Consider the following 13,110-nt stretch of genomic DNA (forward strand, 5'->3'; position numbering starts at 1 on the left):
TCGGGGCCACATCACGGTTGCGCATCACATCCCGAGCAGGTCTGGCGGGTGATCGTCGGCCCGATGAAGACTCCCCGGAACACCGGGCGTTCGGCCTCCTGGCCGGTGCCCCGCAGTTGTTCCACCAAGCCGCTACCCGCGGCGGGCAAGGGCCGGCTACCGGCGGCCGAGAGGGGTCCTGACCACGATGACGGCACCACTGCACGAGACGAGTGCGGTCGAGTCGACCACCGCCGTCGACGCCGTGCCCGACGCGCCGCCGGGCAAGGCGATCGAGGGACGTTCCCCCTGGCAGATCGCCTGGATGCGGCTGAAGCGGGACAAAGTCGCCCTCGTCGGCGGCGCCGTCGTGCTGTTCCTGATCCTGGTCGCCCTCTGCGCACCGCTCATCGTCGGTCTCCTCGGCCACCCGCCGGACGAGTTCCACGAGGACCAGATCGACCCGCTCTTCGGCACCCCGATCGGCTCCTACGGCGGCATCTCCTCCGACTTCCTGCTCGGCGTCGAGCCGGTCAACGGCCGCGACGTCTTCAGCCGCATCGTCTACGGCGCCCGGATCTCCCTGCTCGTCGCCTTCCTCGCGGCGGTCTTCGCCGTCGTCCTCGGCACGATCCTCGGCATCGTCGCGGGCTACTTCGGCGGCTGGGTCGACGCGGCGCTCAGCCGTGTCATGGACGTCATGCTCGCCTTCCCCCAGCTGCTCTTCACCATCGCCCTGGTCTCCGTGCTCCCGAACGAGCTGCTCGGAATCGAGGGTTCGGGCGTGCGCATCGGCGCCCTGGTGGTCGTGATCGGCTTCTTCGGCTGGCCGTACGTCGGCCGCATCGTCCGAGGCCAGACCCTCTCGCTGCGCGAGCGGGAGTACGTGGAGGCGGCCCGCAGCCTGGGCGCCGGCCGGCTCTACATCCTGCGCCGGGAGCTGCTGCCCAACCTGATCGCCCCGATCACGGTCTACGCGACCCTCATGATCCCCACCAACATCCTCACCGAGGCGGCGCTCAGCTTCCTCGGCGCGGGAGTGAAGCCTCCCACCGCTTCCTGGGGGCAGATGCTGTCGAAGGCCGTCAACACCTATGAGGCGGACCCGCTGTTCATGGTGTTCCCCGGCCTCGCGATCTTCATCACCGTTCTGGCGTTCAACCTCTTCGGCGACGGCGTGCGCGACGCGCTCGACCCGAAGGGCGCCCGCTGAGCACCCGCTCGGCGCCCACAGACCGCCCGCACGCCCGTACCGACCCCGCCCCTGCCGCTGGTGACAGGAGGCAGTCACGACCGGCGGACCGCTTCGACGGCCGCCACTATTCCGGAGGTTGCGAGACCATGACTCTGAACAGCTCTTCGCGGCGCAGAATCGCCGCCGGCGCGCTCCTCGCCGCGGCGACGATGGTCGTCACCACCGCCTGTGGTGGCGGCAGCGGCGACGGCGACAAGGGCAAGACCGGCGCGGCCGGCTTCAACGCCGCCGTGAACAAGGTCGCCAACGCCTCCGACAAGAAGGGCGGCGAGCTGAAGTTCATCGGCTCGCAGGAGGCCGACTCGTGGGACCCGCAGCGCGGCTACTACGGCTTCGTGTGGGACTTCGCGCGCTACTACACGCGTCAGCTGGTCACCTTCAAGGCCGAGCCGGGCGCCGCCTCGACCGAGCTCGTCCCCGACCTCGCCACCGACGCCGGCAAGGTCTCGGCCGACGGCCTCACCTACACCTTCACGCTGAAGGACGGGGTGACCTGGGAGGACGGCAAGCCGATCACCTCCAAGGACATCAAGTACGGCATCGAGCGCATCTGGGCCCAGGACGTCATCTCCGGCGGTCCGATCTACCTCCAGCAGGTCCTCGACCCCAAGGGCGAGTACAAGGGTCCCTACAAGGACACCTCCCCGGACAAGCTCGGCCTGAAGGCGATCGAGACCCCGGACGACAAGACCATCATCTTCAAGCTGCCGGTCGCCAACGGTGACTTCCTGCAGATGCTGGCCATGCCCGCCGCGTCCCCGGTCCGCCAGGACAAGGACACCAAGGCCAAGTACCAGCTGAAGCCCTTCTCCTCCGGCCCGTACAAGTGGCAGCAGTACACCCCCAACAAGTCGATCATGCTCGTCCGCAACGACAAGTGGGACGCCAAGACGGACACCGTCCGCAAGGCGCTGCCGGACAAGATCAGCGTCACCTTCACCACCAACGCCGACGACATGGACAACCGTCTGATCGAGGGCGAGTACGACCTCGACCTCAACGCGACCGGTGTCGGCGCCGCGGCCCGTGCCAAGGTCCTCCAGCAGCACAAGGGGAACGCGGACAACCCGCAGACCGGCTTCATCCGCTACGCGGTCTTCCCGCAGACGGTCATCGACAACGTCGAGTGCCGCAAGGCGATCATCTACGCGGCCGACTCCAAGTCCCTCCAGACCGCCCGCGGCGGCCCGCAGGCCGGTGGCGACATCGCCACCAACATGCTGCCGCCGGCGATCAAGGGTGCCGACCCGAAGGCCGACCCGTACGGCAAGCTGGCCGGCAAGGCGGACGTCGCCAAGGCCAAGGAGGCGCTGGCCAAGTGCGGTAAGCCGAACGGCTTCAAGACCACCATCGCGGTCCGCAACAACAAGCCGATCGAGATCGCCACCGCCGAGTCCCTCCAGCAGTCGCTGAAGGCCGTCGGCATCGACGCCCAGATCGACCAGTTCGACGGCGCCCAGACCTCCGGCATCATCGGTTCGCCGAAGACGGTCAAGGACAAGGGCTACGGCATCATCATCATGGGCTGGGGCGCCGACTTCCCGTCGGGCCAGGGCTTCCTGCAGCCGCTGGTCGACGGCCGCTTCATCCTGCAGAGCGGCAACAACAACTTCTCGGAGCTGAACGACCCGGCCGTCAACGGCCTGTTCGACCAGGCGCTGAAGGAGACCGACCCGACCAAGGCCGGCGAGCTCTACAAGCAGATCAACACCAAGATCTCCGAGGCCGCGGTCTACCTGCCCTTCACGCACGAGAAGAACATCATCTGGCGCTCCTCGCGTCTGACCAACGTCTACACGGCCGACGCCTACAACGGCCGCTACGACTACGCGTCGCTCGGCGTCATGAAGTAAGTCCCGAGTCAATCCACCCGCTCCAACGGCGCACCACCCGCCGCTAGGTCCGAAGGGCAGGTGATGGCCGCTCACGGTGGCCGGGGATCCCGACCGGGATCCCCGGCCACCGGACGGCCGACCGCATGCTTGCATATCTCGTCCGACGGCTGTTCGCCGTCGTCATGATGCTGATGGTCGTCACCCTGGTGACGCTCAGCATCTTCTTCCTCATCCCCAAGCTGACCGGCAGCGACCCTGCCGCGATGTTCGTCGGCAAGCAGGCGGATCCGGCTTCCATCGAGGGCGTCCGGCAGAAGCTGGGCCTGGACGAGCCGATCCTGGTGCAGTTCTGGCACTTCGTCTCCGGCATCTTCGTCGGCCGGGACTACACCGGCGGCGGCGACACCATCCACTGCGCCGCGCCCTGCTTCGGCTACTCGTTCCGTACCGAGCAGGACGTCTGGGCGATGCTCGTCGACCGGATCCCGGTCACGGTCTCCATGGTCATCGGCGCGGCCCTCCTGTGGCTCCTCATGGGCGTGGCCACCGGTGTGCTCTCCGCGCTCAAGCGGGGCACCCTCGTCGACCGCACGGCCATGATCACCGCCCTGGCCGGCGTCTCGCTCCCCATCTACTTCACCGCCATGCTGGCGATGTTCCTCTTCCGTACCCAGCTCGGCTGGCTCGACGCCAAGTACGTGCCGATCGAGGAGTCCTTCGGCGGCTGGTTCGGCGGCCTGCTGCTGCCGTGGATCACGCTCGCCTTCCTCTACGCGGCGATGTACGCGCGGCTCACCCGCGCCACCATGCTGGAGGTCCTCGGCGAGGACTACATCCGTACGGCACGGGCCAAGGGTCTGCAGGAGCGGGTCGTGCTGGGCAAGCACGCCATGCGCTCCACGATGACCCCCATCCTGACCATCTTCGGCATGGACCTCGGCGCCCTCATGGGCGGCGCCGTCCTGACCGAGACCGCGTTCAACCTGCCGGGCCTCGGAAACGCGGCCTTCAAGGCGGTCAGCGACCGCGACCTGCCGCTGATCCTGGCGGTCACGCTCATCACCGCGGCCGCCGTCGTCGTCGCCAACCTCGTGGTGGACCTTCTGTACGCGGTGATCGACCCCCGAGTGAGGCTCGCATGACGGACAAGCTGACCAAGACCGGCGCGGCCCTGGGGGAACCTGTCGCGTCCGGGAACGCCCCGTCCGACGCCTTCCTCGACGTCCGTGACCTGAAGATCCACTTCCCGACCGACGACGGCCTGGTCAAGTCCGTCGACGGGCTCACCTTCCAGCTGGAGAAGGGCAAGACCCTCGGCATCGTGGGCGAGTCCGGCTCCGGCAAGTCGGTGACCTCGCTCGGCATCATGGGCCTGCACACGGTCGGCCAGTACGGCCGGCAGAAGGCGCGGATCTCCGGTGAGATCTGGCTGAACGGCCGTGAGCTGCTCTCGGCCGACCCCGAAGAGGTGCGCAAGCTGCGCGGCCGCGACATGGCGATGATCTTCCAGGACCCGCTGTCCGCGATGCACCCGTACTACACCGTCGGCGCGCAGATCGTGGAGGCGTACCGGGTCCACCACCCGGTCGACAAGAAGACCGCCAAGAAGCGGGCCGTCGAGCTCCTCGACCGGGTCGGCATCCCCGAGCCGGCCAAGCGCTTCTCGAACTACCCGCACGAGTTCTCCGGCGGCATGCGGCAGCGCGCCATGATCGCGATGGCGCTGGTCAACAACCCCGAGCTGCTCATCGCGGACGAGCCCACCACCGCGCTCGACGTGACCGTGCAGGCGCAGATCCTCGACCTGATCCGGGACCTGCAGAAGGAGTTCGGCTCCGCGGTCGTCATCATCACCCACGACCTCGGCGTCGTCGCCGAGGTCGCCGACGACATCCTGGTGATGTACGGCGGCCGGTGTGTGGAGCGCGGCCCCGCCGAGGCGGTCTTCTACGAGCCGCAGCACCCCTACACCTGGGGCCTGCTCGGCTCGATGCCGCGGATCGACCGTGAGCAGACCGATCGGCTCCTTCCGGTGAAGGGCAACCCGCCCAGCCTGATCAACGTGCCCAGCGGCTGCGCCTTCAACCCGCGATGCCCGTACGCGGACGTGCCCAAGGACGGCATCACGCGCACCGAGCGCCCGGAGCTGCGGCTCGCGCCGACGGGCGGCGAGGGCGCCGACCGCCACTACTCCGCGTGCCACATGTCGCCGGAGGAGCGGAACCGGATCTGGACCGAAGAGATTGCGCCGAAGCTGTGAGCGACAACAAGAGCACTGAGCCCCTGCTCAAGGTCAACGGCCTGGTGAAGCACTTCCCGATCAAGAAGGGGCTGCTGCAGCGCCAGGTCGGGGCGGTCAAGGCGGTCGACGGCATCGACTTCGAGGTGTACCCGGGGGAGACCCTGGGCGTCGTCGGCGAGTCGGGCTGCGGCAAGTCGACGATGGGCCGGCTGATCACGCGGCTGCTCGAACCGACGGGCGGCACGGTCGAGTTCGAGGGCGTGGACGTCTCGCACCTCGGTGTGGCCAAGATGCGTCCGCTGCGCCGCGACATCCAGATGATCTTCCAGGACCCGTACGGCTCGCTGAACCCGCGCCACACGGTCGGCTCGATCGTCTCGGCGCCGTTCACGCTCCAGGGCGTGGAGCCCGAGGGCGGGGTCAGGAAGGAGGTCCAGCGCCTCCTCGGCCTGGTCGGCCTGAACCCGGAGCACTACAACCGCTACCCGCACGAGTTCTCCGGCGGTCAGCGCCAGCGCATCGGCATCGCCCGTGCGCTCGCCCTGAAGCCGAAGCTGGTCGTGGCCGACGAGCCGGTCTCCGCGCTGGACGTCTCGATCCAGGCCCAGGTGGTGAACCTCCTGGACGACCTCCAGCAGGAGCTGGGCCTGACGTACGTGATCATCGCCCACGACCTGTCCGTCATCCGGCACGTGTCGGACCGGATCGCGGTGATGTACCTCGGCAAGATCGTGGAGCTGGCGGACCGCAAGTCGCTGTACGAGGCGCCGATGCACCCGTACACCCGAGCCCTGATGTCGGCGGTGCCGATCCCGGACCCCCGCCGCAAGGGCGCGAAGAGCGAGCGCATCCTGCTCACCGGTGACGTTCCGTCCCCGATCGCCCCGCCGCCGGGCTGCCGCTTCCACACCCGCTGCTGGAAGGCGACGGAGGTCTGCAAGACGCAGGAACCGCCGCTCATCGAGCTCCGTCCGGGCCAGCGGGTGGCCTGCCACCACCCGGAGAACGCCGAGGGCCTGACGGTCCCGTCGGCGCGGCAATCGGTGGAGGTGTCGACGGCGGCCCCGGGGGAGACCCCGTCGAAGGACGCCCTCGCGAAGGCGCAGACGCCGTCGAAGGACGCCCCCGCGGAGCCGGCGGAGTCTCCGGCCGAGGCGGAGACCGCCGAAGCCCCGGCGAAGGGCGAGGAGCCCGAGGCCGCGGACGCGCCGGACACCGAAGGCGACGCACCGCCGAAGGCGTAGCGGCGTTCACCGACGCGGCGAGGCCCCGGACCGGGAAGGTCCGGGGCCTCGCCGCGCGGGGCCGCCGTCCGCCTGGCCGTCGGCGCCCCGGGGACCCGGCACAATTGCTCGGTGCTCCACGACCTCTTCAGCCCCTCCGTGCAACACGCCCTCGATCTCGTCGGCATCTTCGTCTTCGCCATCTCAGGCGCCCTCCTCGCCGTCCGCAAGAACTTCGACGTCTTCGGCATCGCCGTCCTCGCCGAGGTCACCGCCCTCGGCGGCGGCCTCTTCCGCGACCTGATCATCGGCGCCGTGCCCCCCGCCGCCTTCACGGACCTCGGCTACTTCCTCATGCCGCTCGTCGCCACGGTCCTGGTCTTCTTCCTCCACCCCGAGGTCGAGCGCACCCAGAACGCCGTCAACGTCTTCGACGCCGCCGGCCTCGGACTCTTCTGTGTCACCGGCACCACCAAGGCGTACGACTACGGTCTCGGACTCACCTCCTCCGCCGTGCTCGGGCTCGCGACCGCCGTCGGCGGCGGTGTCCTGCGCGACGTCCTGGCCAACGAGGTTCCCTCGCTCCTCCGCTGGGACCGCGACCTCTACGCCGTGCCCGCCATCGTGGGCGCCACCATGGTCGTCCTCTGCATCCGCTTCGACATCCTCAACGCGTATACGAGCGGTGTGGCCGTCGCGACCGCCTTCGTCCTTCGTCTCCTCGCGATGCGCTACCACTGGCGCGCGCCCCGCGCCTGGAACCGCCGTTCCTCCGCCCGTGAGGAACCGGAAAAAGCTACCGCTCAGTAGTTTCCTGCTGTACCGTCGAAAACATGAGCACGAGTATCGAGACGACCGCGGCGACCAGCGAGTTCGACCGCGACACCGCCGTCACCCTCCGCGCCCCCGGCGTCTACGACGCCGAACTCTCCGCCGGGTGGACCATCATCAGCGCCGTCAACGGCGGCTATCTCCTCGCTCTGCTCGGCCGCGCACTCGGTGACCACCTCCCGCACCCGGACCCGTTCACGATCTCGGCGCACTACCTCACGCCGTCCGTGCCGGGACCCGCGGTGATCCGCACCGAGACCGTCCGCACCGGCCGCACCCTCTCCACCGGTCAGGCGTCCCTCTTCCAGTACGCCGAGGACGGCACCGAGGTCGAGCGCATCCGGGTCCTCGCCTCCTACGGCGACCTCGACGCCCTCACCGACGACGTCCGCACCGTCGCCACGCCCCCCGCGATCGCCCCCATCGAGCACTGCTTCGGCGCCTCCGACGGCCCCAGGCCCCCGATCCCCGGCTCCAGCGCCATCACCGAGCGGCTCGACCTCAAGCTCGACCCCGCGACCGTCGGCTGGGCGATCGGCGCTCCGTCGGGCAAGGGCGAGATGCGGGCCTGGTTCGGTCTCTCCGACGGCCGCGAGCCCGACGCGCTCTCCCTGCTCCTCACCGTCGACGCGCTGCCGCCGACCTCGTTCGAGCTGGGCCTCAAGGGCTGGACCCCCACGGTCGAACTCACCACCCACATCCGCTGCCGCCCGGCCCCGGGCCCGCTGCGCGTCTCCATCACCACGCGCAACCTCGCCGGAGGCTTCCTGGAGGAGGACGCCGAGGTCTGGGACAGCGCGGACCGACTCGTCGCGCAGTCCCGCCAGCTGGCCCGGGCGCCGCGCGGCTGACGAGCGGTGGGGCTTCGCGAAGTCCCGCCGCCCGGGCGGCCGAACGCGCCTCCCGGCCACGGGGGCGAGCCGGCGGCGGGCGCCTCGGGCCCCCGGCGGGCCCGGGGGCCGCGTCCTCGTAGAATCTAGGCACCATGGCTTACCTCGACCACGCCGCGACCACGCCCATGCTGCCCGAGGCGATCGAGGCGATGAACGCCCAGCTCGCCGTCGTCGGCAACGCCTCCTCGCTCCACGCCGCCGGGCGGCGCGCCCGGCGGGTCGTCGAGGAGGCGCGCGAGACCCTCGCCGCCGCCCTCGGCGCCCGGCCCAGCGAGGTGGTCTTCACCTCCGGCGGCACCGAGGCCGACAACCTCGCCGTGAAGGGGCTGTACTGGGCCCGCCGCGACGCCGACCCCGCCCGCACCCGCGTCCTCGCGAGCCCCGTCGAGCACCACGCCGTGCTCGACGCTGTCGACTGGCTCGCCACCCACGAGGGCGCCACCGTCGAGTACCTTCCCGTCGACCGGTACGGCCGCGTCCACCCCGACGACCTGCGCGAGGCGATCGCCCGCGAGCCCGGATCCGTCGCGCTCGCCACCGTCATGTGGGCGAACAACGAGATCGGCACGGTCATGCCGGTCCGCGAACTCGCCGACGTCGCCCGTGAGTTCGATGTCCCGCTGCATGCCGACGCCGTCCAGGCGTTCGGCCAGATCCCCGTCGACTTCGCCGCCTCCGGCCTCGCCGCCCTGACCGTCTCCGGCCACAAGATCGGCGGACCCTACGGCATCGGCGCCCTGCTCCTGGGCCGCGAGTACAGCCCCGTCCCCGTCCTGCACGGCGGCGGCCAGGAGCGGCACGTCCGCTCCGGCACCCTCGACGTACCCGCCATCGCGGCCTTCGCCGTCGCCGGACAGCTCGCCGCCGAGCGGCGCGCGGAGTTCGCCCGCGAGATCGGCGCCCTGCGCGACGAACTCGTCGCCGCCGTCCTCGCCGCCGTCCCCGACGCGATCCTCGGCGGCGACCCGGACGACCGGCTCCCCGCCAACGCCCACTTCACCTTCCCCGGCTGCGAGGGCGACTCCCTGCTCCTGCTCCTCGACGCCCAGGGCATCGAGTGCTCCACCGGCTCGGCGTGCACCGCGGGCGTCGCCCAACCGAGCCATGTCCTCCTCGCCACCGGCACCGACCCGGACCTCGCCCGGGGCACCCTGCGCTTCACCCTCGGCCACACCTCCACCAAGGAGGACGTGGCGGCGGTCGCCGCGGCCATCGGCCCGGCGGTGGAGCGCGCCCGCACCGCCGGCCTGGTCTGAGCCGCAGCCGCAGCGCCGCGGGCTCCGGGAGCCGAGCCCTTCGAGCCGCGGCGTCCGGGTGGCTCGGCCCCGGGTGGCCCGGGCCCCGTGCGGCTCGTGCCCCGTGCGGTTCGGGCCCCGGGGCTCAGGTGACCTTCTTCGAAGCCTCCCGTACGAGCTTCATGTAGCGGTCCCAGTCCCAGTGCGGCCCCGGGTCCGTGTGGTCCGTCCCCGGCACCTCGACGTGCCCGATGACGTGCTCCCGGTCGACGGGGAGGCCGTACCGGGCGCAGATCCCGGCCGTCAGCCGCGCCGAGGACGCGTACATCGCCGCGGTGAAGTCCTGGGGCCGGTCGACGAAGCCCTCGTGCTCGATGCCGACGCTCCGCTCGTTCATGTCCCGGTTCCCGGCGTGGAAGGCCACGTCGAGCTCGCGGATCATCTGCGCCACGTGTCCGTCCTTCCGGACGACGTAGTGCGTGGCGGCGCCGTGCCCCGGGTTCTTGAAGACCTTCAGCGCGCTCGCGTAACTGCCCTGGACGACATGGATCACCACCCGGTCGATCGTGTAGTCGGCCGGCCGGTCGGCCCGCCGCCAGTTCGCCCGGGACGCGGCGGACCAGTCGGCCCCCTTGTGGTCGAGCTCGCCCTCCACCCGGTCCTTCTCGGTGCCCGGCAGCCGCCACCAGGCGCGCGCCAGCTCGTCGCGGGCCAGCGCCGCCGTACCCAGCACGGCCGCACCGCCGCCGAGCAGGACGGCCCGCCGCCCCACCCCCCGCTTCTTCTCGCTCCCCATGTGCAGGACAACGCTTACTCACGCGACCGTGGTTCCCGACGCCCCGTACCCTGGTAGGGCTATGACTCAGACTCCGCCGCAGCGCCCCCTCCGTGTCCTCGCCGCCATGTCCGGCGGGGTGGACTCCGCCGTCGCCGCCGCCCGCGCGGCCGAAGCCGGGCACGACGTCACCGGCGTCCACCTGGCGCTCTCCGCGAACCCCCAGTCGTTCCGTACCGGCGCGCGCGGCTGCTGCACCATCGAGGACTCCCGCGACGCCCGCCGCGCGGCCGACGTCATCGGCATCCCCTTCTACGTCTGGGACCTCGCCGAGCGGTTCCGCGAGGACGTCGTCGACGACTTCGTCGCGGAGTACGAGGCGGGCCGCACGCCCAACCCGTGCCTGCGCTGCAACGAGAAGATCAAGTTCGCGGCGCTGCTCGACAAGGCTCTCGCGCTCGGCTTCGACGCGGTCTGCACCGGCCACTACGCCACGGTCGTGCTCCACGAGGACGGTTCGCGCGAGCTGCACCGCGCGTCCGACATGGCCAAGGACCAGTCGTACGTCCTCGGTGTCCTGGACGAGAAGCAGCTCGCCCACGCGATGTTCCCGCTGGGCGACACCCTCACGACCAAGGACGAGATCCGGGCGGAGGCGGAGCGGCGCGGGCTCGCGGTGGCGAAGAAGCCCGACAGCCACGACATCTGCTTCATCGCCGACGGCGACACCCAGGGCTTCCTGGCCTCCCGGCTCGGCCGGGCGGAAGGCGACATCGTCGACGAGTCGGGTACGAAGGTGGGCACCCACGAGGGTGCGTACGGCTTCACCATCGGCCAGCGCAAGGGCCTGCGGATCGGGCACCCGGCACCGGACGGCAAGCCGCGCTACGTCCTGGACATCTCCCCGGTGAACAACACGGTCACGGTCGGCCCGGTCGAGGCGCTCGACGTCACCGGCCTCACGGCGATCAAGCCCCGTTGGTGCGGCACGGCCCCGGAGGGCCCCGGCCGCTACACCGCCCAGCTGCGCGCCCACGGCGGCGAGACGGCGGTGACGGCGGCCCTGGAGGACGGCGAGCTGACGGTCACCTTCGACGAAGCGGTCAGGGGTGTGGCCCCCGGCCAGGCGATCGTGCTGTACGACGGCACGCGCGTGGTGGGCTCGGCGACGATCGCGACGACGGTGCGCGGCACGGCGACGGCGACGGTCTGACGATCTGACGGCGATCGGGCCCCGGGGCGGCCGGTGCGCTCCGGTCGGCGCCGGGATCGGCCGTCCGCCGGTCCTGCCCGGACGACGGGCGGTCCACCGCTCACCCCCGGCGGTTCACTCCTCCTCGAAGAACTCCTCCAGCGCCGGTGCCAGCACGTGCGGGGCCACCTGGTGCGTCTGGCCCGTCAGGGTGCGGTGGCGAGCGCGGGGGAGGGTCGTCGAGACGACGCGGGCCGCCCGGCGCATCCAGGCGGGGCTCGCGCCGCCGTCGACGACCAGCACGCGCGCGTGGACCCGGCGCAGGCGTCCGGCCGGCACAGCGCCGTCGCCCAGCACCGCATGGTCGTAGGCCAGGGTGTGCGCCACGGCCTCCAGCCGGGGCCACTCCGCCCCGCCGCGCATCCCGGCCAGTGCCCCCGGCGGCACCGCGTCCGCCAGGAACAGTTCCAGGGCCGCCGTCCGCAGCCCCCGCTCCAGCAGCCCGGTCAGCCGGCGCCGGTGCGCGGCGTACGTCTCGCATGCGCCGGCCTCCGCCGAGAACGGCGGCTCGTAGACCGAGAGCCGGTCGATCGGCAGCCCGGCGCCCGCCGCGGCCAGCGCCAGCGCCCCGCCCGAGGAGGTGCCGTGCACGATCACCCGGCCACCCACCTCGTCGATCAGCGCCGCCAGGTCGTCGACCTCCCGCTCGACGGTGTACGGGCCGGTGTCGCCGCTTGCGCCCCGGCCCCGCCGGTCGTAGGTCACGACCGAGTACCGCGGCGCGAGGAGGCCGGCCAGGGGCGCCTCGCTCTCGGCGGTGCAGAGCGCGCCGCCCACCAGGATCACGGGCCGTCCCTCCCCGCAGCGCTCGTACGCGATCCGCGTGCCGTCCCCCGACGTGACCCGTCCCCGGGACCGGCGCAGTGTGCTGTTCACCTCGTCCATGCCGGATAGGACCGCGGTCGCTCCCCGAACTCATCGCCGCTCGGCTGGATTTCCCGGAAATTCTTGGAACCCGCAGGTCGGCGCCTACCGTGGGGCCATGAACATCTGCGTCTTCCTCTCCGCCGCCGACCTCGACGAGCGCTACACCGCCCCCGCCCGCGACTTCGCCGAACGCCTCGGGAAGGCGGGCCACACCCTCGTCTGGGGAGGCTCCGACGTCGGCCTGATGAAGGTCGTCGCGGACGGCGTGGAGGAGGCGGGCGGCCGGCTCGTGGGCGTCTCGGTCGACTTCCTCGCCGCCAAGGCCCGGCCGGGCGCGGACGAGATGATCATCGCCAAGGACCTCGCCGAGCGGAAGGCACTGCTCCTGGCCAAGTCCGACGCGATCGTCGTCATGGTCGGCGGCACCGGCACCCTCGACGAGGCCACCGAGGTCCTGGAGCTGAGGAAGCACGGCAAGCACACCAAGCCGGTGGTGCTGCTGAACACGGCCGGCTTCTACGACGGCCTGAAGACCCAGTTCCACCGCATGGACGCCGAGGGCTTCCTGCCCCTGCCTCTGACCGACCTGGTCTTCTTCGCGGAGGACGCCGTGTCCGCTCTCGCGTACCTGGAGGCCGCGGCCTAGTCGACGGCGTCCGCGCCTTCCCGGGGAGGCGCGCGTGACCTGCGGAAAGATCCACGACGGGGTTACCGCGGGTTCGG

At 71.2% G+C, this 13,110-nt stretch carries 12 protein-coding genes; 10 read left to right on the forward strand and 2 right to left on the reverse strand.

From position 1 onward, the window contains the following. Nucleotides 1–187 precede the first annotated feature (187 nt). The 8 genes from AB0D99_RS15025 to AB0D99_RS15060 all read left to right on the forward strand — a co-directional run bounded on the left by AB0D99_RS15025 (nucleotide 188) and on the right by AB0D99_RS15060 (nucleotide 9,514). A complete protein-coding gene (locus AB0D99_RS15025) occupies nucleotides 188–1,192 on the forward strand; it encodes an ABC transporter permease (RefSeq protein WP_362360727.1) in 1,005 nt (334 codons plus the stop codon). Between the two features lie 128 nt (nucleotides 1,193–1,320). Continuing rightward, nucleotides 1,321–3,087, forward strand: coding sequence for an ABC transporter substrate-binding protein (locus tag AB0D99_RS15030; RefSeq protein WP_362360730.1), 1,767 nt, complete (start codon nucleotides 1,321–1,323; stop codon nucleotides 3,085–3,087). 125 nt (nucleotides 3,088–3,212) lie between these two features. Next, nucleotides 3,213–4,211, forward strand: a complete 999-nt coding sequence (locus AB0D99_RS15035; protein ID WP_362360733.1) for an ABC transporter permease — start codon at nucleotides 3,213–3,215, stop codon at nucleotides 4,209–4,211. Continuing rightward, complete coding sequence (locus tag AB0D99_RS15040) at nucleotides 4,208–5,329, forward strand: ABC transporter ATP-binding protein (protein ID WP_362360736.1); 1,122 nt, start codon at nucleotides 4,208–4,210, stop codon at nucleotides 5,327–5,329. The genes AB0D99_RS15035 and AB0D99_RS15040 overlap by 4 nt, the downstream gene beginning before the upstream one ends. Further along, nucleotides 5,326–6,555, forward strand: a complete 1,230-nt coding sequence (locus AB0D99_RS15045) for a dipeptide ABC transporter ATP-binding protein (protein WP_362360739.1) — start codon at nucleotides 5,326–5,328, stop codon at nucleotides 6,553–6,555. Before AB0D99_RS15040 ends, AB0D99_RS15045 begins: the two co-directional genes overlap by 4 nt. 111 nt (nucleotides 6,556–6,666) lie before the next feature. Then, nucleotides 6,667–7,344 carry a trimeric intracellular cation channel family protein gene (locus AB0D99_RS15050; protein WP_362360742.1) on the forward strand — a complete coding sequence of 226 codons (678 nt, stop codon included), beginning with the start codon at nucleotides 6,667–6,669 and terminating at the stop codon, nucleotides 7,342–7,344. Between the two features lie 23 nt (nucleotides 7,345–7,367). Further along, nucleotides 7,368–8,216: a thioesterase family protein gene (locus tag AB0D99_RS15055; RefSeq protein WP_362360745.1), complete on the forward strand. Its 849-nt coding sequence runs from the start codon at nucleotides 7,368–7,370 to the stop codon at nucleotides 8,214–8,216. A gap of 134 nt (nucleotides 8,217–8,350) precedes the next feature. Next, nucleotides 8,351–9,514: a cysteine desulfurase family protein gene (locus AB0D99_RS15060; RefSeq protein WP_362360748.1), complete on the forward strand. Its 1,164-nt coding sequence runs from the start codon at nucleotides 8,351–8,353 to the stop codon at nucleotides 9,512–9,514. Between the two features lie 124 nt (nucleotides 9,515–9,638). Here the strand turns inward: AB0D99_RS15060 and AB0D99_RS15065 are convergent, their stop codons facing one another. Then, nucleotides 9,639–10,289: an N-acetylmuramoyl-L-alanine amidase gene (locus tag AB0D99_RS15065; RefSeq protein ID WP_362360751.1), complete on the reverse strand. Its 651-nt coding sequence runs from the start codon at nucleotides 10,287–10,289 to the stop codon at nucleotides 9,639–9,641. A 61-nt stretch (nucleotides 10,290–10,350) separates the two neighbouring features. On the opposite strand from AB0D99_RS15065, the gene mnmA reads away from it, so the two are divergent. After that, a complete protein-coding gene (gene mnmA, locus AB0D99_RS15070) occupies nucleotides 10,351–11,481 on the forward strand; it encodes a tRNA 2-thiouridine(34) synthase MnmA (protein ID WP_362360754.1) in 1,131 nt (376 codons plus the stop codon). A gap of 114 nt (nucleotides 11,482–11,595) precedes the next feature. On the opposite strand, the gene AB0D99_RS15075 is transcribed toward mnmA, so the two are convergent. Further along, complete coding sequence (locus AB0D99_RS15075) at nucleotides 11,596–12,405, reverse strand: alpha/beta fold hydrolase (RefSeq protein ID WP_362360757.1); 810 nt, start codon at nucleotides 12,403–12,405, stop codon at nucleotides 11,596–11,598. Between the two features lie 97 nt (nucleotides 12,406–12,502). Between AB0D99_RS15075 and AB0D99_RS15080 the strand changes: the two genes are divergently transcribed. Further along, nucleotides 12,503–13,033 carry a TIGR00730 family Rossman fold protein gene (locus AB0D99_RS15080; RefSeq protein WP_362360760.1) on the forward strand — a complete coding sequence of 177 codons (531 nt, stop codon included), beginning with the start codon at nucleotides 12,503–12,505 and terminating at the stop codon, nucleotides 13,031–13,033. Nucleotides 13,034–13,110 lie beyond the last annotated feature (77 nt).

It is taken from the genome of Streptomyces sp. NPDC047971 (assembly GCF_040653355.1).
Lineage (GTDB): Bacteria > Actinomycetota > Actinomycetes > Streptomycetales > Streptomycetaceae > Streptomyces.

What these genes read in the sequence shown, in the direction of transcription:
- AB0D99_RS15025 (WP_362360727.1), top strand. Translation starts at nt 188, where the DNA reads ATGACGGCACCACTGCACGAGACGAGTGCGGTCGAGTCGACCACCGCC.
- AB0D99_RS15030 (WP_362360730.1), top strand. Translation starts at nt 1,321, where the DNA reads ATGACTCTGAACAGCTCTTCGCGGCGCAGAATCGCCGCCGGCGCGCTC.
- AB0D99_RS15035 (WP_362360733.1), top strand. Translation starts at nt 3,213, where the DNA reads ATGCTTGCATATCTCGTCCGACGGCTGTTCGCCGTCGTCATGATGCTG.
- AB0D99_RS15040 (WP_362360736.1), top strand. Translation starts at nt 4,208, where the DNA reads ATGACGGACAAGCTGACCAAGACCGGCGCGGCCCTGGGGGAACCTGTC.
- AB0D99_RS15055 (WP_362360745.1), top strand. Translation starts at nt 7,368, where the DNA reads ATGAGCACGAGTATCGAGACGACCGCGGCGACCAGCGAGTTCGACCGC.
- AB0D99_RS15060 (WP_362360748.1), top strand. Translation starts at nt 8,351, where the DNA reads ATGGCTTACCTCGACCACGCCGCGACCACGCCCATGCTGCCCGAGGCG.
- AB0D99_RS15065 (WP_362360751.1), bottom strand. Translation starts at nt 10,289, where the DNA reads ATGGGGAGCGAGAAGAAGCGGGGGGTGGGGCGGCGGGCCGTCCTGCTC.
- mnmA (WP_362360754.1), top strand. Translation starts at nt 10,351, where the DNA reads ATGACTCAGACTCCGCCGCAGCGCCCCCTCCGTGTCCTCGCCGCCATG.
- AB0D99_RS15075 (WP_362360757.1), bottom strand. Translation starts at nt 12,405, where the DNA reads ATGGACGAGGTGAACAGCACACTGCGCCGGTCCCGGGGACGGGTCACG.
- AB0D99_RS15080 (WP_362360760.1), top strand. Translation starts at nt 12,503, where the DNA reads ATGAACATCTGCGTCTTCCTCTCCGCCGCCGACCTCGACGAGCGCTAC.